This window comes from Paenibacillus sp. S33 (assembly GCF_053615415.1).
Genome location: NZ_JBSIEZ010000001.1, coordinates 3,164,080 through 3,184,688 on the forward strand (window position 1 = coordinate 3,164,080; position 20,609 = coordinate 3,184,688).

Annotated in this window: 20 protein-coding genes; 1 reads left to right on the forward strand and 19 read right to left on the reverse strand. The window is 47.1% G+C overall.

Translation table 11 applies throughout. The features are described from left to right. The 9 genes from ACWGXJ_RS14515 to ACWGXJ_RS14555 form a co-directional block, all read right to left on the reverse strand. Entirely contained in the window at nucleotides 1-1,269 is a 1,269-nt protein-coding gene (locus tag ACWGXJ_RS14515; protein ID WP_069289806.1) for a multi-tm2 domain protein, read from the reverse strand. 95 nt (nucleotides 1,270-1,364) lie between these two features. Beyond that, nucleotides 1,365-1,835 (reverse strand): hypothetical protein, encoded by a 471-nt coding sequence (locus tag ACWGXJ_RS14520; RefSeq protein ID WP_061829178.1) that lies wholly within the window; start codon nucleotides 1,833-1,835, stop codon nucleotides 1,365-1,367. Continuing rightward, complete coding sequence (locus ACWGXJ_RS14525; protein WP_155729679.1) at nucleotides 1,832-2,452, reverse strand: RNA polymerase sigma factor; 621 nt, start codon at nucleotides 2,450-2,452, stop codon at nucleotides 1,832-1,834. The genes ACWGXJ_RS14520 and ACWGXJ_RS14525 overlap by 4 nt, the downstream gene beginning before the upstream one ends. Nucleotides 2,453-2,522: 70 nt before the next feature. Next, nucleotides 2,523-3,251 carry a DnaD domain-containing protein gene (locus tag ACWGXJ_RS14530; protein WP_069289808.1) on the reverse strand — a complete coding sequence of 243 codons (729 nt, stop codon included), beginning with the start codon at nucleotides 3,249-3,251 and terminating at the stop codon, nucleotides 2,523-2,525. Between the two features lie 3 nt (nucleotides 3,252-3,254). Beyond that, the gene (asnS, locus tag ACWGXJ_RS14535; protein WP_341163904.1) at nucleotides 3,255-4,550 is read right to left on the reverse strand and encodes an asparagine--tRNA ligase; all 1,296 of its coding nucleotides are present in this window, start codon (nucleotides 4,548-4,550) and stop codon (nucleotides 3,255-3,257) included. A gap of 132 nt (nucleotides 4,551-4,682) precedes the next feature. Continuing rightward, a complete protein-coding gene (locus ACWGXJ_RS14540) occupies nucleotides 4,683-5,879 on the reverse strand; it encodes an acetate/propionate family kinase (protein ID WP_013310675.1) in 1,197 nt (398 codons plus the stop codon). Beyond that, nucleotides 5,876-6,748 carry a 3-hydroxyacyl-CoA dehydrogenase family protein gene (locus ACWGXJ_RS14545; protein WP_069289809.1) on the reverse strand — a complete coding sequence of 291 codons (873 nt, stop codon included), beginning with the start codon at nucleotides 6,746-6,748 and terminating at the stop codon, nucleotides 5,876-5,878. The genes ACWGXJ_RS14540 and ACWGXJ_RS14545 overlap by 4 nt, the downstream gene beginning before the upstream one ends. 136 nt (nucleotides 6,749-6,884) lie before the next feature. Then, entirely contained in the window at nucleotides 6,885-8,387 is a 1,503-nt protein-coding gene (locus tag ACWGXJ_RS14550; protein ID WP_069289810.1) for an AAA family ATPase, read from the reverse strand. Beyond that, nucleotides 8,380-8,913 carry a hypothetical protein gene (locus ACWGXJ_RS14555; protein ID WP_452567043.1) on the reverse strand — a complete coding sequence of 178 codons (534 nt, stop codon included), beginning with the start codon at nucleotides 8,911-8,913 and terminating at the stop codon, nucleotides 8,380-8,382. The genes ACWGXJ_RS14550 and ACWGXJ_RS14555 overlap by 8 nt, the downstream gene beginning before the upstream one ends. Nucleotides 8,914-9,096: 183 nt before the next feature. Between ACWGXJ_RS14555 and ACWGXJ_RS14560 the strand changes: the two genes are divergently transcribed. Further along, complete coding sequence (locus ACWGXJ_RS14560) at nucleotides 9,097-9,345, forward strand: hypothetical protein (RefSeq protein WP_452567044.1); 249 nt, start codon at nucleotides 9,097-9,099, stop codon at nucleotides 9,343-9,345. Nucleotides 9,346-9,450: 105 nt separating this feature from the next. Here ACWGXJ_RS14560 and ACWGXJ_RS14565 read toward each other — a convergent pair whose 3' ends face one another. The 10 genes from ACWGXJ_RS14565 to ACWGXJ_RS14610 form a co-directional block, all read right to left on the reverse strand. After that, on the reverse strand, nucleotides 9,451-9,975 hold the full coding sequence (locus ACWGXJ_RS14565; RefSeq protein ID WP_061829184.1) for a cell wall elongation regulator TseB-like domain-containing protein: 525 nt from the start codon (nucleotides 9,973-9,975) through the stop codon (nucleotides 9,451-9,453). Between the two features lie 37 nt (nucleotides 9,976-10,012). Continuing rightward, nucleotides 10,013-11,314, reverse strand: a complete 1,302-nt coding sequence (locus ACWGXJ_RS14570) for an amidohydrolase (RefSeq protein WP_069289812.1) — start codon at nucleotides 11,312-11,314, stop codon at nucleotides 10,013-10,015. Next, a complete protein-coding gene (locus ACWGXJ_RS14575) occupies nucleotides 11,301-11,954 on the reverse strand; it encodes a redox-sensing transcriptional repressor Rex (protein ID WP_023989135.1) in 654 nt (217 codons plus the stop codon). Before ACWGXJ_RS14575 ends, ACWGXJ_RS14570 begins: the two co-directional genes overlap by 14 nt. A gap of 44 nt (nucleotides 11,955-11,998) precedes the next feature. After that, nucleotides 11,999-14,866 (reverse strand): ATP-dependent DNA helicase DinG, encoded by a 2,868-nt coding sequence (gene dinG / locus ACWGXJ_RS14580; RefSeq protein WP_061829187.1) that lies wholly within the window; start codon nucleotides 14,864-14,866, stop codon nucleotides 11,999-12,001. Between the two features lie 155 nt (nucleotides 14,867-15,021). Continuing rightward, nucleotides 15,022-15,654: a tetratricopeptide repeat protein gene (locus ACWGXJ_RS14585; protein ID WP_061829188.1), complete on the reverse strand. Its 633-nt coding sequence runs from the start codon at nucleotides 15,652-15,654 to the stop codon at nucleotides 15,022-15,024. Between the two features lie 82 nt (nucleotides 15,655-15,736). Continuing rightward, nucleotides 15,737-16,120, reverse strand: coding sequence for an aspartate 1-decarboxylase (panD, locus tag ACWGXJ_RS14590; protein ID WP_013371641.1), 384 nt, complete (start codon nucleotides 16,118-16,120; stop codon nucleotides 15,737-15,739). Further along, nucleotides 16,113-17,051, reverse strand: a complete 939-nt coding sequence (gene panC / locus ACWGXJ_RS14595) for a pantoate--beta-alanine ligase (RefSeq protein WP_452567045.1) — start codon at nucleotides 17,049-17,051, stop codon at nucleotides 16,113-16,115. Before panC ends, panD begins: the two co-directional genes overlap by 8 nt. Then, complete coding sequence (gene panB, locus ACWGXJ_RS14600) at nucleotides 17,048-17,947, reverse strand: 3-methyl-2-oxobutanoate hydroxymethyltransferase (RefSeq protein ID WP_452567046.1); 900 nt, start codon at nucleotides 17,945-17,947, stop codon at nucleotides 17,048-17,050. Before panB ends, panC begins: the two co-directional genes overlap by 4 nt. Before the next feature lie 345 nt (nucleotides 17,948-18,292). Continuing rightward, a complete protein-coding gene (locus ACWGXJ_RS14605) occupies nucleotides 18,293-19,267 on the reverse strand; it encodes a biotin--[acetyl-CoA-carboxylase] ligase (protein WP_452567047.1) in 975 nt (324 codons plus the stop codon). Next, nucleotides 19,260-20,582, reverse strand: a complete 1,323-nt coding sequence (locus ACWGXJ_RS14610; protein WP_322171486.1) for a CCA tRNA nucleotidyltransferase — start codon at nucleotides 20,580-20,582, stop codon at nucleotides 19,260-19,262. Before ACWGXJ_RS14610 ends, ACWGXJ_RS14605 begins: the two co-directional genes overlap by 8 nt. Between the last annotated feature and the right edge of the window lie 27 nt (nucleotides 20,583-20,609).

Genomic DNA, 20,609 nt, shown 5'->3' on the forward strand with positions numbered 1-20,609 from the left:
CTATTGCTTCTCCTTTACTCGTTTAGATTTGGAATTCCCAATCATCATCCAAATACCACCGCCGATCAACAATAAGGATACGATAATCGTCCGTAGATACATGTCAACCAAATTATAAATCTCTCCGTTTGGAAATAGACGATCCAGAGTAGGAACTAGTACGTTGATTAAGATGTAATAGGCGCCCAGCAATAGTAACCCCAAGCCTACCCAGCGGTGATATTGTGCAAACATACCGATCACAGGTTTGTCGATCAGCGGCTCCCGTCCATAACGGCTTACTTGCTGCAATGCATCAAAAAAACTGTAAAACCAAACCACCGGAAGCAGGAACAAAAAGAGTGAAAGATGCAGCACATCCAGTACATAGATGCCTCCTAAAAACAAAAGCATGAGTTGGAGTCCACGCTTTTGCAAACCTATATACATATGTCCGGCACCGGGAAATACCGATAAAATGGTAGCCAGCATTTTACTTCGGCGTCCCTCGATTCTTCCATGCTCCAGTTCCTCAAACAAAGTCCGGTCCTGAAGAATTTCTCCAGCTTGTTTGCGATGTACATGCTGCACCGCATCAAACATGCAATACAGCCAAATGATCGGCAACACGCCCGCAAAGGCCAAAAATCCGGATTCGTTAGTAATGCTAGTAATAAAGATAAGAATCGCACCAAAGCCAAAAAAGGACAGTAAAAAAGATAAACCACGCTGCATCAGCCCCAAATGGAGGTGCCCCAATCCAGGAATGAACGACAGCAAAATCGTAAAAAAGCGCTCATTCTCCGATCCTCTTTGAAAAGCAGGTGATCCTGCCATACCATAGTGTCCTTGTTGATAATGGTTATTATAGCCCGGGCCATATCCCATTCCTGCTCCCGGTACATCCGTATCTGCGTGTGTTGCCCCCTCCGGTACCTCCCCTGTTAAACCAGCCTGTCCATAAGGTCCATTTTGCGAGTAAAAATCATATGGATTGGGCCCTGCATGAGGGGGGTATGGAGCAGCGACTGCACGAGGATCATAACGCAACAAGCTAATCATGATATGCAGCATGCTGAGTCCCCAAAAAAGGGCGGCAACAAACATACCGAATAATAAAGGCGATTCGTCTCTTACTACGAATGCAAGAAATAATCCTCCTGCCAAACATCCGAAAAACAAAATGGTGTATACAAACACATTGGCTTTTCGGGTCCAGTAATAGTGTCCCACACCGGGAATGATGTTCAATAGAAATGCCAAGAGCTTGCTTCTTTCCGTATAAGGCATCGCTACACTTCCTTTCTATTTATGGGATTTTGATAAAGTTCCCAATTGAAGGTTGTTATTTTTGAGTTTTTTCATCTCAGCCTTTATCCGATGATTTAGGGCTTTAATTTATCGAGCCAGGTTGTTGTAGCTCGCATGACCTCTTCACTGTAAGAAACGCGTTCTTTTGGAGGAATTGGCTTTCCGTCTGTTTGCGGCATCATTTTGTCAAAGGCTCCACTGGACAACAAGATCAACGTTAGGCTTGCGGCGACAACATAATGAAACACAGGTTTTTCAAACCAGCGGCGTTTTTTGAACATAACTTGACTCGGTTCAGCTTCTATCTCGGGAAGAACGGCCATTACCTGATCTGTGAAGCGCTCCGTATCCATCCAGGCAGAATAATCTTTTAAAGTTGACTCCAGTTGCTCCAGTGCAACAAGATATAACATCAGCGCCTGTTCGTCTTCCAGCAGTAGCTTTTCCAGCCGGGCAGATTCTTCTATCGTGCAAGTTCCTGCAATGTAAGCATGCCAGTCATTCGATTTCCCTTCAATCCACGGTTTATCTTGTTGGTCAGTCATTGCCATTCCTCCTCCTTCCAGTGATTTCGAATCCATAGCCGCGCCCGATAGAGTCTCGACTCTACTGTTTTTAAAGCTACCTGCGTCTCTTCTGCAATTTGATCGTAAGTTTTGCCCTGCATATAATAGGCTTGAATAATATCCCGATGTTGCTGGGGCAACTGGGCAATTTTTTGCGATAGTTCTACAGTTTGCTCCTCGCGGATGAGACGGGCCAGCACATCCTCATCCCGGGAAGGGAGCTGTACAAGGGATTGTGCCACGTCTATAAGCTCTGCGGGTCGTCTGTCCTGTTTGCGCTTAATATCCAGCGCTTTGTGGAGCGCAATTCGGCTCAGCCACGTTTTAAATCCTTCGTTCCGGTATTGGGGGAGAGACTTGTACACCTGAACGAACGCCTCCTGCGCGGCATCTTCGGCTTCCTTGCTGTCATGCAGTACCGAATAGGCGATATGAAATACATGCTTGCTGTACAGCTCTACGATCTCACGGAACGCCTGCCGGTCACCGGACCGTATTCGTTCAATGATTCTCTCTATATCAATGACGCTCTCCCCCTTCCCAATACTATAGACGCCAGGAAATTTCCTTCCCCTGCATATTTCGAAAAAAAATATTTAAAAAAGGACACACCCTCCTGACGGAATGGTGTGTCCTCTATCATTAAAGCCTATTTAGACCGATATATCAATTGCGTCCGCCACCACGGAATCGCTGGGCGTATTCTTTGGCATCCTGTGCATTACGAACACGGTTTCGGCTCCACTCCAGCAAAATACGGTCTATATACCGGAAATGTACTTTCCCTGCAAATACCGCTTCCTTCAAAGCCAGCAAAATCAGCTCCTCGGGATACCGATCCTGATCCACCCAGCTGGTGATCGTCTCGTATTCCATCGGTGACAATGGGCGCCCGAATTCTTTCTCAAAAATCGTGAACAAATTCCGTTCTTCTGTAAGCGGGGATTCTGATATTCCATTCAGTAAATCCGGCTTTCCGGCAAACAAAATGTCATCTTCATCGTGCTGCTCATTACGCTCAGCGATCATACATTCTGCCAACTTACGGTACAGCCCCGTCAAATTGTAACGTTCGAATTGTACGGATGAGCTGCGGTCTTCTACGGAATCGATTCTCAAAAATCCTTCTTTCATGAGCTTACTGAAATAGAGTGCGATTTCGTTCGCAGTGCATCCGATACGTGACTGCAATTGTTCCCATGTCGGAAATTCATTACGTTCCGCTTGTTTAAAGGCAAGCAACTGCATCAGTAGCAGCATTTCACCATCCGTCAGCCGAAGTGTCCGATAATGCTTGAGCAGGGCGTAGGGAATCTGGACCATTCCGGCTTCCATAGCAAAGGCTACTCCCTCCGCCCATTCTGCCGCTGATGTCTTGTCGAATGATCCGGTCATCGGTTACGGATACAAACGATACAGCATACGTGGGAACGGAATCGTTTCACGTACATGATCGAGTCCACAAATCCATGCTACTGTACGCTCCAGGCCCAGTCCAAAGCCGGAATGCGGAACGGTACCATAGGTGCGCAGATCCATATACCATTGGTAGGCTTCACGAGCCAAGTTATGCTCGTTAAAACGTTCTTCCATCAATGCTGGATCATCAATCCGTTGGGAACCCCCGATAATTTCGCCGTAGCCTTCAGGAGCGATCATATCGGCACACAAAACAACCTCTGGACGGGTCGGGTCTGGTTTCATATAGAATGCCTTAATATGAGTCGGCCAATGTGTAATGAACACAGGCTTGTTATATCTTTCAGCAATCGCCGTTTCATGAGGAGCACCAAAGTCTTCTCCCCATGGGATATCGAAACCTTCACCTTGAAGGAAGGCAATCGCCTCATCATACGTAATACGTGGGAATTCGCCTTGAATTTGCTCCAGCTTCGAAACATCGCGTCCGATTGTTTCAAGCTCCTTCGCACAATTTTTCAGAACAGATTGCACGATATGACTTACAAACTGCTCCTGAACGCGCAAGGATTCTTCATGATCTACAAAAGCCATCTCAGGCTCGATCATCCAGAACTCAATCAGGTGACGACGTGTTTTGGACTTTTCCGCACGGAAAGTTGGACCAAAGGAATATACTTTGCCCAGCGCCATTGCCGCGGCTTCCATATACAACTGTCCGCTTTGTGTCAAATACGCATCTTCATCAAAATATTTAATGTGGAACAATTCTGTTGTGCCTTCTGCAGAGGAAGGAGTCAAAATGGGTGGGTCCACCTTCGTAAAGCCGTTGCCGTTAAAGAATTCCTGTACAGCACGGATAATTTCCGCCCGTACGATCAGAACAGCACGTTGCTTGGCGGAACGCAGCCACAAGTGACGATGATCCATCAGGAAATCTACACCATGCTCTTTGGGTGTAATCGGGTAGTTTTCGGTCAAATGAATAATTTCAATGCCTGTAACCGTTAATTCAAAGCCCGATTGGCTACGCGGTTCTTCACGCACCACTCCAGTAACGTAAAGGGAGCTCTCTTGAGTCAAGGATTTGGCGTCATTCCAAATATCCTCGGACACTTCGCTTTTCACGATAACCCCTTGAATATACCCGCTACCATCGCGCAGTTGCAGGAACTGAATTTTGCCACTAGATCGTTTATTGTTTACCCAAGCACCGATTGTAACCGTTCCCCCTACATGGCGGCCCACTTGGGCAATCGTACTTTTATTCGTCATGACCGTCTCTCTCCTCTTAACCGAAAATCAAACAGCCCTTCCCCCTGGGTCAGGCTGTTTGCTCTCGCTGTTTGGTGCATGCGGAACTCAAACGTAAGTCCGCATGCATAAAGTTTATACTTTCGAACCGAACTACTGAACCAGACGGAACGTGTCACGGGCAATAACCAGTTCTTCGTTCGTTGGAATGATCAGTACTTCTACCTTTGAATTTGCAGTTGTAATCCGGCGAGGCTCGCCAGAACGAATAGCATTCAACGATTCATCCAGCTCGATACCGAGGAATGTCAATTGCTCCAACACTCTCTTACGCAGAACGATGGAGTTCTCGCCTACACCTGCTGTAAATGCAATTACGTCTACCCCGTTCATTGCGGCAGCATACGATCCAATGTATTTGCGCAGACGGTATTCATACATTTCGAATGCCAATGTAGAATTAGCTTCGCCTTTTTCCATACCTTCTGTGATTTCACGCATGTCACTGCTGATACCGGAAATAGCTAAAAGTCCACTATGCTTGTTCAGCATGGAATTGACTTCATTGACAGTCAATTCTTCTTTGTTCATGACATAAGGTACGATTGCTGGGTCCAAATCACCACTACGAGTACCCATCATAAGACCTTCCAGTGGAGTCATACCCATGGAAGTATCAACAGACAAACCGCCTTGAACTGCTGTTACACTACCACCATTACCGATATGACAAGTGATAATCTTCAGGTCTTCCAAAGGACGACCAAGGAATTTGGCGGCTTCCTTACTTACAAAATCATGGGAAGTGCCGTGGGCACCGTAACGACGAACCTTATACTTATTGTACAACACTCTTGGAATGGCGTACATATAAGCTTTTTCAGGCATGGTTTGATGGAACGAGGTATCAAATACCACAACCTGCGGTACATCTGGCATATTCAATTCAGCCGCTTTAATCCCCATCATGGAAGCAGGGTTATGCAGTGGTGCCAGGTCAAACAAGCGGCGGATTTCACTCTTCGCTTCAGGCGTTACAACTGCAGACTGTTTGAAGATTTCGCCTCCATGAACCACACGGTGGCCCACAGCCTGAATTTCACTAGTACTGGAGATTACACCATGTTCAGCATCTGTGAGTGCGTTTAGCACTTTACGGATGGCTGTAGTATGTTCCAAAATTTCGCTAACTTCGGTGTATTCTTCTTTATTGGTTGGCTTATGCGTAAGAATGGAGGAATCCATACCGATGCGCTCTACCAATCCTTTTGCCAGAACGGACTCGTCCGTCATATCATACAATTGGTATTTCAGGGAAGAACTCCCTGCATTGATTACGAGAATTTTCATATCCGGTCACCATCCTTGTCGTACTTAAAGAAGCCTTCGCCCGATTTCACGCCCAGATTACCTGCACGCACCATTTTCTTCAGTACGATGGACGGACGATATTTCAATTCGCCGAATTCACGGAACATACGCTCCAGAGCAGCCAAAACGGAATCTAGACCAAAGCGGTCAGCCATTTCCAAAGGACCGCTTTGGAAGCTATAGCCGATTCGCATAGCGTCATCGATATCTTCAGCGGAAGCCACGCCCTCTTGAAGTACATGGGCCGCTTCGTTAATCAGCAGACAGATAATCCGGCTTGTTACGAATCCAGGAGATTCATAAATCATGACTCCTTTTTTCTCCACTATTTCTTCCACGAACATTTTAGTGTGTTCAAATGTATCGTCCGAAGTTTTCAAACCACGAATAATTTCTACAAGATCAATACGGGATACTGGATAAATAAAGTGCATACCAATAACACGCTCAGGATACTTGGTCGAGCTAGCAAGCTCGGTCAGGCTCAGCGTGGATGTATTACTTGCAAGAATAATATTGCTTGGACACACATAGTCTAGCTCTTGGAACACTGCTTTCTTCTCGTCCAGATTCTCTGTAATAGTCTCAATGACCATATCGCAGCTGCCGAGCTCCGCCAAATGGATTACTTTTTGAATACGGGATAAGATCAATTTTTTCTCAGCTTGAGTAATTGCCCACTTTTCCAGTTGTTTGTCCAGACTCGTTTCAATCATATTGTAGGCGTAGTCTAGTTTCTCTGGTGTCTGCTCTACCAGCAGCACATCGATTCCTTTGGACGCGAGCATTTCAGAAATCCCCTGTCCCATGGTGCCGCCGCCGATGACGCCGATTTTTTTAAATTGCATGATTCTTTACTCCACCCTTTCCTGGTCACTCTCATATATTGTATCCTTCTTTGTCGAAAAATACATGTTTATGTCCCAATAGATAATAATATCTTAGCACGGACTAAAAGTAAAAAAAAATAACCAGCATAAAAAATTATGCTGGTAATAAAGCATTTTCACTAAATTGACATCTAAATTGGTCTCCAGACAGAGTTTCTTCCTTCATCAGGATGTCAAGTGAGTTGTCGAACACAGGACGATGCTTTTCCAGCAACTCCAAAGTTCGGGTGTGCAGGTCAGCCATAATCTCGCCATTTTCCCGCATAAGTTCTTCTTTGGTTACCATTTCCATGTTAATAATGCCAAGTGAAGTCAAACCGGAAGTCATCATCGTATGGACGATATTCAGCGCCTGCTCAAAATCATTACTTGAGCCGGTACTGCGACCGCCATAGTACATTTCTTCCGCCGTAGCCCCTGCGAGTGAGATCATGATCTGCTCCTCCAGGAACTGCTTGGTGTATAAATAATGCTCTTGCTGTGGATTGTGGCGCACATAGCCAAGCGCTTTCCCACGTGGGCTAAGTGCTACCTGGCTTACGCTACCGGGACGAACAATTTCGGCCATAATAGCATGTCCCAGTTCATGAATCGCTACACGTTTTTTCTCTTCCAACGTCGATTCTCGATCTGTCTTTTCACCCATCATTACTTTGTCAATTGCCATCGACAGATGCTTCTGCGCAATCATTTTCTGATCCTGTCTCATCGCATAGATTGCCGCTTCATTCATCACGCTCTCCAGCTGTGCGCCGGAAAACCCGTAAGATTCCTCAGCAATTTTGTCCAGATTCGCATCTTCCTGAATCGGTTTGTTTTTGGCATGAATTTTAAGAATATGAAGACGGCCCTTCTTGTCAGGCAAATCCACTTGAATATGACGGTCAAAACGTCCTGGACGCGTTAAGGCGCTGTCCAACATTTCTTTACGGTTTGTTGCTGCAATGATCAAAATCCGCGGTGTATCTGCCGAATAAATGCCATCCATTTCTGTCAGCAACTGATTCAAAGTCTGATCATATTCTCGTTGCTGTCCACCCTCACGTTTACCACCAATTACGTCGATCTCGTCAATAAAAATAATCGCATTTTCCTTCTTTTCCTTGGCTGCACGAGTACGTGCCTCCCGAAACAACTCACGGACACGACCCGCGCCAACACCAACGTACATTTCAACAAATTCACTACCTGAGGCTGCAACAAATACAGAATTAGTATAGTGTGCGGCTGCTTTCGCCATCAGTGTTTTCCCTGTTCCCGGAGGACCTGTGAGCAGAACACCTTTTAATGGACGGATACCAAACTTGGAAATTTCATCATGTCGATTCAAAAAGTCCAGGGCCTCACGCAGCTCCTGCTTAGCGCTTTCCTGCCCACCGATTTCCTCAAACGTCAGTTTGTCCGGACCATTTTTTTTGCGTTTACGTTCTTGTCCAGCACCTACGGCCAAACCGCCACGCGCATGCATGAGCATTAACAAGCCGCTGAGCATCACGCCAGCTACTAGAAGAGGGATAATATTCACCCCAATAAAAACGAGAAATATAATAGTCACCGGCACTATGCCGATTAATGTTTCCTTGATCCATCTAGGCATTAGGCCATACCCCCATTTGCTGAGATTGACGTGGCAAAACGATAAACTTGGTCGCTTTCCCTTCGCTGAGTCGGATATAGACATTGTTCGAATCCATGTCGGTATCAGCTTTGATACCCGTCTTTTTCTTTTTCATCTGCTCAACTGTAGATGAAATTTGAGTATACTTTTTATTTTCCATCGCTTCGGCTACAGGAAACATAGCCTCAGACCACCATTGATTCAGTGCTGAATTGGAACGATCTTCAATATCCAGCTTAATGGTACGGCTGCCAATGATGGTTTGTCCTTTTTGCTTAACCACATCGACTAATCCGGCCACATCCGCCTGTGGTTTGAGATCTAGTTTCAATACAACATGATCCTGTTTAATATCTATTTGAGCGCTTGTCACGCCTGGATATTGAGAAACCAGTTTTTCCAGAGGGCTTTGCATTGTAACCTGACGGTAAATGAACCATCCCCCAAATAGCAGCAAAGCTGCCAAAACTGCCGCCACAACGATAGGAACTGCACGCAATTTCAAACAACATCCTCCTCTCAAAATGTAAAACCCAGAAGAAACGGGACGAATGTCAACAAACAACCAAATTGCATGATCTTACAGCGATCAGCAATTCTTTTTTCTATCATTTTTGTCTATCACTTATAAAATATAGTATATCATAACGTATATCTAATATCGAAGGCAATGTGTGGAGGAGTTGTGATGAGGCAAAATCTTTGGTTAAGGTGGAGCGAGACGCTGAGCGTTGGATTTGATCTTACGATCGCTGTTGCCACCCGATTTTTCTCGATTATATTCTTACGGAGAAAATCCGGCGGTAAAGGCGAACGCTCCGCTTCTCCAGATTCAAATCCTCCACTCCGTACTGCCCGCCATAAAGATGAATTTGCCCTAGGAGAGAAGATGATAGGTAAAGATGCTTTACTGGTTTCAGCCCATTTTACGGCATAGCAAGACTAAAAGACGTAAATACGAATTTCATCGCATTTACGTCTTTTCATTAAGCTTTCAATTATTTACTAGTCATTCATTCCACATCTGCTAATCCTCAACCAGCTAGTTATTGGGCAAAGTATATTTTACACCCGTCGCTACCCCATCTGAGAAACGATAAAAGGTGTAGTAATGATGACTTCCATCATCGTAAAACAACTGCCACACATATTCGCCATTGAACACACTCGGCTGAAGCCTTACAATTTTTGCACCTGGAAGCTGCTGCTGAATTATTGCCGTCATTTTTTGCTCATCGACTCCATTCTTCAGCAGTTCGGTGTGAACACCGCTATTATCTGCGGCAGGTACGTTAGGTTGTCCTTCCACTTTTTGAAAAGGAACCCACACCATTATATTTTCATTCTGTGCATTTTTCCCTTGAACCACCCAATATACCTGATCCCACACAGACTTCCATGTTTGAGTCGTGCTAACCAGACCACCTGATTGCTTGGCCTTAATGATAGCGGCATTTTTCTCAGCCACCTGGTCTTGAGTAACATAGGAATAATACCAGAAAATGCTGACCAGGATCAGTATTACGGCCAAAATGGCGACCGCTATCCACTTTTTCTTATTTTTCAAACCCGTGCTTCCTCTCTAAGGGGATGTGACACCTGAATTAGCGCGACAGCAGCCCTTCAAAGGCGGCTTGTGCCTCATGTTTGATGCGTTCCTCGTCCATAGTCAGGCATTCGCCGTTTTTCACAACTTGACGACCGTCTACCCATACGTGAACCACGTCTTTGGCGCTTGCTGAGTATACCGCATGGGAAATAAGATCTGTACGCGGCAAGAAATGTGCCTGATTCAGATCCAGCGCGATAAAGTCAGCCTTGTTGCCTGCTGCCAACGCTCCTACTTCTTTTAAACCAATTGACTTTGCACCGTATTCTGTTGCCAGACGCAGCGCTTCACTTGCAGGAACTGCCGTAGGGTCACCAGATACACCCTTGTGAATAAGTGCTGCCAGACGCATTTCCTCGAACATATCCAGATTATTATTACTGGCAGGACCATCCGTTCCGAGAGAAACGGTAACCCCTGCACGCAGCAATTCAGGCACTCTTGCCACACCACTTGCCAGCTTCAAGTTGCTACCTGGGTTGTGCGAAACCGCTACACCACGTTCAGCCAGTAAAGCTATTTCTTCGTCGTTCAAATGAACGCCATGGGCAACAAGCGAGGGACGGGAGAAAAAGCCAAGCTTATCCAAGTGTGCAACTGGACGCAAACCGTAGTCTCGTACGTTTTGCTCCACTTCGGCGATCGTCTCAGACATGTGCGTATGCAGCGGCAAATCCAGATCATGCGCAGCTTGTACGAATTTTTCAATAAACGCAGGTGGACAGGTGTATGGCGCATGCGGTGACATCATCGTTGTAATACGCCCGTCTGCTTTACCATGCCAGTTACGCGCAAAAGTCACGGCCTCAGCCAGCTTGATTCGCTGTTCTTCCTCCGAACATAGTCCAATTGCTCCACGCATCAGACTTGCACGAATACCTGACTCTTCAGCTACACGAGCCACCTCATCCATATGATCGTACATGTCCAGGAAGGTCGTTGTACCACCTTTCAGCATTTCCAGCACAGACAACGACGTACCCCAGTACACGTCCGTAGATGTAAACTTGGCTTCCATAGGCCACATTTTTTCCTGAAGCCATACTTGAAGTGCCAAGTCATCTCCATGCCCACGCAGCAGAGACATCGCCGCATGACCATGAGTATTAATCAGACCAGGTAAAAACAAAAGCCCCTTACCATCGATCGCTTCCGTCTCTTCCTCACCGGAAGGCAAAGTCTCGCCAATGTAAGTAATGCGGCTATCTTCCACAATCATAAAACCATGGATTACCCCAGCTTCTGGTCCATTTACGGCAAAAGAGCCGTTTTTAATCATCCATTTATTCACTGTCATATTGTGTTTCTTCCTTTCCGTCCTCCAAATAATAAGCGAGGCTAAGCAAATCAGTTGTAAAGTCTGTGGCATGAATCCGAATGTTGGCCGGTGCCTTGAGAGTAGTCGGTGCAAAGTTCAGGATCGCTCCAATTCCGCTCTCAATAAGCCTGTCAGCCACGTGCTGTGCTTCAAAATCAGGTACGGTAATAATCCCGATTCGAATGTTTTTTTCTCTCACAGTCGCTTCCAGTTCATCCATCGGTTGCACGACCAATGTATTGATCTTGGTCCCTACCTTATCCGGAAACGCATCAAATACCGCTACAATCTTCATATTGTCTTTTAAATAAGCGTTATAATTCGAAAGGGCTTGCCCCAGATTACCCGCTCCGACCAATACTACATTAATTTGCTGATCGATTTTCAGGATATGGCGTATTTTCTCAATTAGATAAGAAACATCATAACCGATACCCTTCCGACCAAAATCTCCAAAATAGGCGAGATCTTTACGGATTTGGGCCGGGTTCAAATCTAGCCTCTGTCCCAACTCTTGAGAAGAGACCGTAGCCACCTCCCGTTTGTGAAGTGCATTCAGATAACGTAAATATACGGGTAACCTCCGTACGACAGCCTCTGAAATTTTATCTGATTTCATACTTGCTCCCCCTAATTGTAACGAACATACTTAGTGTCCGTCCGTTATGCCTCGGTCTCCGGGGCGGATTGGAGCCATTCGGCGATGCGGGGCACCATTTGCTCCGATGGCATATGCTCCATTTTTGGTCCCGGTAACGAGTACAAAAAGTGCTTTCCGTAATAGGATTCGATCACACGTGTATCGTAAACGATAACGACCCCGTGGTCGCTCGCTGTACGAACCAACCGACCAAATCCCTGTTTAAAGCGAATGACCGCTTGTGGTACAGACAGCTTCATAAATGGATTCTTCTTCTGCTGCTGGAGCAGCTCGCTTTTTGCCTCCAGCAACGGGTGATTCGGCGGTTGAAATGGCAAGCGAACAATGGCTAGACAAGTCAGAGCCTTCCCCGGAATATCGACGCCTTCCCAGAAGCTGCTGGTTCCCAGCAATACAGAAGCTTTGGCTTCCTGAAAACGGCGGGTTAGCTTGCTGCGACTCCCACTGTCCACTCCTTGTCCCAGCACAGTAATTTCGCTGGATGCTAAGGCCTCTTTGAGCGGCTCATACACTTGCCGGAGCATCCGATAGGAAGTAAACAGAACGAGCATTCTCCCCCGCGTCGCCTGAGCAGTCGCTCCTAGAGAGCTAACGAGCATATCTACAAAGTGTGCATCTCCTACACTGCCCTTCACGCTTGGGAAATCCCGTGGAATGACCAGCAACACCTGATCCCTGTAATTAAACGGTGACGGGAGCTGCGAAGTCATCAGCCGCTCTTGATCTGCGGCTTCCTGCAAGCCGAGCTGATCGATCATGTACTGAAACGACTTATCTACCGATAAGGTAGCAGACGTCAGAATAATGCTTCTTTTTTTGTCAAAAAACATTTCTTTCAACTGGCGGCTCACATCGACAGGCACCGCATAAAATTGTAATGATTTACTGCGGAATTGCCCACTCGCTTCGAGCCAGTATACGGTTGTTTCATCATCGAGTCGCATAAAAAAGCGCAAATTTTCTCGAATCCCCGCCAGATCCTTGAGCAGACCCGTGATATCTGTAATAAGGCTATCCGCCGCATAATCGTCATGCTCTTCCTTGACGTCCAGCATCAGCTTGTCGCCCTTGCGCAAAATTTCACTCATCGTTACATATAGCTGATTTTCCAAAGCCCCCGCCTGATCCCACTTTGCAGGCTTGGCTGAAGGTTTGAGACGGGAAGAAAACTGTCCTGTTTCACCCGGTGTCGCATCGCTTCGTTCTGGCAACATGCCAAACAGCTTGTCGCTTAGCAGGTCCCAAGTTTCCTTAACCTCTAACACGAGCGGATACATCTGATCGATGGTTGAGGCCCAATCCGTCGACTTCTCGTGCCCCGATTTCGCCAACTGTTGACGAAGTGAAGGCAGTTGTCCATTCTTGCTGTCTTTGAACAGTCGCGTCAGTGTATGCACGAGTGTGAAATATTTCATATGCATACCTAGGTGCTTACCAGCTACTTCCTCCAGGTGATGGGCTTCATCAATCACCAGATGTTCATAGCTCGGCAACAACTGGTGACTAGCTTTGACGTCTGTAAACAACTTAGAGTGATTCGTAATAACAACATCCGCTATCCCTGCTTCATGGCGTGCACGATGATAATAGCATTTGCGGAACCATGGGCAAGAACGACCAAGACAGGACTCTGAATCACTCGCCACCGTTTCCCAGAAATCTCCACCACGGTTGCTCAGATTCAGTTCTTCATCATCACCGGTTTCTGTTAGCGTCAACCAGACGATCATCTGAGCAGCTGTAATTAAATCTTCCTTCGGTGTCGCGAAGTCTCTTCTGTTTATTTTATGTTCAAACTTACGCAGACACAAATAATGTCCCCGACCCTTGAAAATAGCAGCCCGGAACGGAAACGGAATCACCTTGGTCAGCATCGGAATGTCGCGCTCGCGTAATTGCTCCTGCAGGTTGATCGTATGTGTACTTACCATAACTCGCTGTCCTTTTTTCACACTGTGATACAGCGATGGGAGCAAATAGCCGAGGGACTTCCCTGTTCCTGTACCTGCTTCGATCAGTAGATGCTTGTCTTCACTCAGTGCCTGATTTACACCCTCAATCATCTGTATCTGCGCCTCGCGCTCCTCATATTGGCTCAAGGATGAACGCAAATTGTCCCGCACATCATCCATGTACTCCTCAAAGGAAACACCTGACAGTGGATTCGGGTCATCTTCTCTACGCGGAGCAGCTAGCTCCGTCCAATCTTCCACTTTTAGCGCAAGCTGACGAAAAAACTGATGTCCCTCCAGATCCTGAATAGGATCAAGCTCTTTCTCTTCACGCACCCCATCAAGAAACCATCCAAGGTCACTGTCTTCCTCTGCAAACAAATCGCTAAGCCGCTGTATCGTTATCAAAGGTAATGCTTGAAGCTCACCCAGACACTTTAAAAACACCTCAGCCGTAGCCAACGCGTCGCTGTCTGCTTGGTGAGGGCGATCATGCGCCAGCCCAAACTCAGAAGACACAAAACCCAACTGATACGAAGATAGCGATGGAAACATAATTTTCAGAAAATCCATTGTGTCCAAGATTCTTCCGCTAAACGGCAAATATCCGCACCGATCCAGAGCGTTTTGCAAAAAATTAAAATCAAACGCCACATTATGACCGACCAGTACAACATCGTCCAGCATAGGCACGAGCTCCATCATCATTTCTTCAAGTGCAGGAGCATCCTTGACGTCATCGTCTGTAATTCCGGTCAATCCGGTGATAAAAGGGGGAATAGATCTGCCAGGGTTTACATAAGAGCCGTAAACACGGGAAATGCTGTTATCATGATCTATAATTGCAAGTCCGACTTGAATGATGTCATCCGCGGACTGGGTGCCTGTCGTTTCAAAATCCAATACCGCAAATTTCATTCGGGCTAATCCTTTCTTATGACACTTACAAAAATAATAACTCTGTATATTAGCATAGCAGAAGATCGCCTGTTTGGAAATTAAGACAGCCAAAAAAGACGATGCACACGCCGCCTGAGAGGTGGGCATGCATCGTCTTGCTCGGTGTCTGACAACTACATCCAGGTCATCATGGAGCTGTCGTATCGAAGCTTTTCGGTACCGGACAGACAGGCTTCCATATTGTGCAGCGGCTCGGGTAACGCAGGATCGAACTGATGTGCGAGAGCAAAACATTTTTGCGCCTCCTCTACGTCAGCCTGCTTTGCCAACAGACAGCCTAGCGCATTATAGATGACCGCCTTCAGTCCTGCCTGCTCAGTCAGGTCCAGCACCTTCTGAAAATGGCATACAGCCTCTGCTGGATCATCTAGTTGAAAATAGGCCATTCCCATATACATGCGACTCTGCCAGCTGTTCGGAAAATGCTGGAGTACCTGCTCAAATTGTTGGATCGCCTCAGGGTACATGAGTAATCGATAATACCCTTGCCCCCGATTAAAAGCTGGCAGCTCTTTTTCAGGCAGCTCCGTGTCAGACATATCGGTCTCCGCGGAAAACCCGGCCGCACGCAGGCAAACCATTTTTTCCTCAAAGGCCAGCCACTCATCCATAATTCCGTCACTCATTCTCCGCAGCAGACTCCAGTGCTGTAGCAGCTCCTGCCTGCGGGAGCCCTGGGCTGATGGGTAATGCTTCACGATATCATCTAACATGCTGTTCATTTCTGCGAATACATGCTGGAACATGTGCATCCCGCCCTTATGAAAGATGGATTAATACACTCACATTTTTCGCTTAAAAGACGGGTTTCATCCGCACTCCCATTCATTACATGATCGTCGCGTGTACTTCTTTGTTCATCGTTTGGGCTGGTTTATTATGCTCATCAACAAATACCACTGTTGGTTTGTATGTTTTGGCCTCTTCATTCGACATGGAAGCATAGGAAATAATAATGACTGTATCACCAGGCTGCACCAAACGGGCTGCCGCACCATTGAGACAGATTACGCCGCTCCCACGCGGTCCGGGGATAACATAGGTTTCCAGTCGAGCTCCATTGTTATTGTTTACAATTTGAACCTTTTCATTCTCCAACAAATCCGATGTCTCCATGAGATCTTCATCTATAGTGATACTCCCCACATAGTTCAGGTTAGCTTCCGTAACCGTAGCGCGGTGAATTTTGGATTTCATCATGGTTCTAAACATGGGAAAGCACCTCCGCCTTCTGTATTCTTATATTGTCAATCAGTCGGGTATTGCCAAATTTCACAGCCAGCGCTACGATGACGTCTTCCTGAACATCACATAGCCGCTGCTCGGGAAGAAGGGGCTCCAGACCGGGAAAAGTTAATATTTCAATGTAATCAATCTCTGCTAAAGGAGAGGAAGTAATGGTGGACTCCACCATTTGATGTAGCTCACGAATCGTAATTGTGTTTGTTACTATATCTTCGCTCACTTCTTGCACCTTACGCAGTGACTGAGACAGCACCAACGCCTGCTCGCGCTGTTCTGCACTTAAATACACATTACGGGAGCTGAGGGCCAAACCATCCGCCTCTCTGACGATGGGACAAGGTACGATAGTCACGTTCATATTGAGATCAGTCACCATCTGCTGGAGCACAGCAACCTGCTGCGCATCCTTCATTCCAAAGAAAGCCAAATCAGGACCTATCATGTTAAAAAGTTTGGCTACCACCGTAGTCACACCATCAAAATGGCCGGGACGGGAAGCACCGCACAAACGATCTGTCAAAGCGGATACACGAATTTTGGTTTGGGTTGGTTGTGGATACATTTCTGCTACAGTTGGTAAAAAAACAATATCCACGCCTTCGCGCCGCGCTACCTCCAAATCACGAGCTTCATCGCGAGGATAGCTGTCTAGATCTTCATTCGGTCCAAATTGAATCGGATTTACGAAAATGCTAAGCACCACCGTATCCGCCATTTCACGCGCCTTGTGCATCAAGCTCGCATGCCCCTCATGCAGGTATCCCATTGTTGGTACAAAGCCGACTTTATGTTGCTGTAAAGAGGTAGAACCGTGTACCTTTTTTGTCCCGCTTGTCCCAAGCTGCCGACGTTCAGCAATAATCTTGCGCAGCTGAGCCACTTCTCTTACGATGATCATGATCGTGATTCCACCTTTTCCTTAGCTTGTTCCTGTGTCTGTCCTTTTGCCTTACCATACAGGGATTCCACAACGCGGTCATCCGCGCTGAACACATGCTCCGCGGCCGGAAATGCCCGCCCTTTTACATCACTCACATACTGCTCAATGCTGCTGCGGATCAAGCCGCCTACATCGGCATAGGTTTTAACAAAGCGTTTGCTGAAATAAGGCGATGCGTACTGAATCAGATCGTGATAAACGAGTACCTGACCGTCACATCCACGTCCAGCACCAATTCCAATGGTTGGAATGGAAAGCTCTTTAGAAATCGCTGTTGCCACTTCCTCAGTTACCAGTTCCAATACAACGCCAAAAGCACCCGCCTGCTCCAGCGCCTTGGCGTCCGCCATTAACCGGCGTGCGTCCGCTTCGTCCTTGCCTTGAATGCGATAGCCGCCAATTTGATTAACCGATTGCGGAGTAAGCCCGATATGTCCCAATACAGGCACACCTGCCTGAACAGTTGCTTTTACAACATCAGCAATTTCAGCTCCGCCCTCCAATTTAACAGCATGCACATGTCCTTCCTGCATCAGACGGCGGATGCCCTGAAGACTTTCTGATACGCTGCTGTGATATGTCATAAAAGGCATGTCCGCTACGATAAATGTATGTTCCGCGCCTCTTGCGACTGCCCGGGAATGGTACACGATATCATCCAAGGTTACAGGGATGGTTGAATCGTAACCAAGAACTACGTTACCCAGCGAGTCACCCACGAGAATCATGTCAATTCCCGCCTCCTCGGCTATTTTAGCCGATGGATAATCATAGGCGGTCAGCATACTGAGCGGAATGCCCTCTTTCTTCATCTTTTTCATTTTCACAATATTCAGTGCTTGTTTTCCTGCCATTGTAAATGGCTCCCTTCCATCTTTTTTTGGCACAAAAAATAACCTTTTATGAACGCCTATACATCTGCGTCATCAAAAGGTCCGAACAGCCAAAAAAGACACTCATTTTGAGATCGTCCCTTCTGTCTCGGTCCTGTTCGGCTCAGAGCAGAATCCAACGTAACCTTCAAATGAAGTTATGATGGTCTTACAAACTTGCTAAAGTAGAGCATGTGCCCCTGGAGTGCAGCTCGGACCGTCCGATGCCGCCTCCTGCACAGTATAACAAAAAACATCAGCTTTTTCACGTGAAGTTTTGCACAGGGAATAGAACGATTTCGGTCGTTTTCATAGCTAGGGTTGCTTCTACAATTGTATATCCCCTGAAATGACCTGAATTCGCTCTCCCTGATCCGTTTCTACTACGAGTGCCCCGGAAGGATCCAAGCCAACAGCTGTGCCTTCTACAGTTACCCCTTGTCCGGTATGTGCCCGTATGCTACGGTTCATAGTCACGGACAAAGCCTCCCACAGCATGGCTATAGGCTGAAACCCCTGCTCGGCATACAACTTACTTAGCTGTTCCATCTCTTCCAGCACTGAGGCGATCAGCACAGTACGGTCAATTTCACGCCCTGCTTCTATTTTCAAGGACGTTCCCACCTGCGATAACTCTTCCGGGTAATCTTCTTTATTTAAATTCACATCAATGCCAATCCCTGCAATACAGTATCGAACCCGTTGATCCTCTGTTGCAGATTCCAGCAGAATACCGGATACTTTGCGACCATGAATCAGCACGTCGTTTGGCCATTTGATACCAGCCTCCACACCCGTCAGCCGACGAATGGCCCTACACACTGCTACACCTGTAAGTAGCGTTAGCTGGGGGGTAAAAGCCAAGGGCTGGGTAGGACGCAACACAATGCTCATCCAGACTCCTTTGCCACGAGGGGAATACCACTTCCGTCCCAAACGTCCCCGACCTGCCGTTTGTTCCTCTGCAAGCACTACTGTCCCCTCTGGCGCGCCCTCTTCTGCCAAACGCATGGCATCTTGCTGAGTGGAAACCGTCGAATCCAGTACAACGATACGCTGGCCAAACGATTGAGTATTTAACATATTGGCCAATTTGGAGACTTGCAGCCGATCCGGTCGGGATATCAATTGATAACCCCGACGCGAGGAGGCATCAATGTTGTAGCCCAACTCACGCAGTTTGTTGATCTGCTTCCATACTGCTGTTCGGCTAACCGAGAGGCGTCGGCTGATTTCCTCCCCTGATACGTAATCGGATGTACCTTCCTCCAGTATGCCTAACAATCTTTCATGATTATTCACTACTCATCACCCGTTTCGCTTCCTGAAGCAATGTTTCTGTTTCATTCGGAATATTTCCGCAGGCAACAGCTTGTAAAAGCTGTTCCATCATCTGACCCAGCCAAGGTCCGCCTGGTCGATTTATCGCCTGAACCAGTTCATTTCCTGTAATATTTAAATCTTTGATACGAACGACTACAGCCTGCTTTGTCCACGAGCTTGCCAGTTCGGCTGTTTTCGCCACATGCTTTTCTACCCACGGCGGTAATCCGCGGAATGAAGCAGGCAGTGTCTTGTAAAGATCAAGCCAGTCTGAAGCTGTATCTTTTCCCAGTCTAATTAGCAGACGAATCCAGCTACGACGCAGCGCCTCATCGTTGACAATGCCAGACTCCTCCGGAACGGAATCGCCAGCTATGGCACCAGCACTGTAGATTAATTCGGTCTCCCATTCCAGCAGATGAACCAGCCGAAGTCGTACCGCGTTGGAAAAGGTCCAAGCTCTTAGTAGCTCGTCCGCTGCCTTTGAGGTAAGTCTACAAGACATTAAGAGCAGGCCCCACCGCAGTTCTTCTTGCAGTTGAACGATCCCCTTGAGCGCCCCTACTTCACATTGTTCCCAGGGAACCGGAACCTTCGTACAACCGAGCAATCCGCTACGGCTCAGCATCTCCAACCCACGTAAAGGGTCAGGGCCCGCAAGCATCTTTTCCAGCTCGACCCGCACACGTTCCATGGCTATGTAACGAAGTCCCTCTCTGCGCCGAATCATGCCTTTCCAGGTGTTGTAAGCAACACGGAACCGAAACACAGAGGCAAAACGGATGCAACGCAGCATTCGTAACCCGTCCTCTTCAAAACGTTCCTCGGCTCGGCCTACACAACGAACGAGAGCGGCTCGTAAATCGGCTTCTCCTCCAAATGGGTCAACACGCTCTCCGTGTTCTGCCATCGCAATCGCATTCATAGTAAAATCCCGTCGCATCAGATCCTCATGGATATCCTTTACGAAGGCAACTTCCGTTGGACGGCGGTGATCGGCATAACCACTTTCCGTACGAAAAGTGGTTACCTCGAACGCATGGCCTCCCTGCATGACCGTAACCGTCCCATGCTGAATTCCTGTCGGAATGACGTGAGGGAATAGCGCTATGACCTGTTCAGGCTCAGCCGAAGTAGTCAAATCCATATCATGAATGGCTCTTCCTAATAGCTCATCCCGCACACAGCCACCGACCCAGTAGGCTTCGTGGCCTGCTGCGGTTAATGTATGTATGACCTCTCTGCCATGAAATGCCATCTCTTGGTCAGCATATTGCCAAGTATTTGTATTCATAGGGTTTCCCCCTTTGCAAGTATTCAA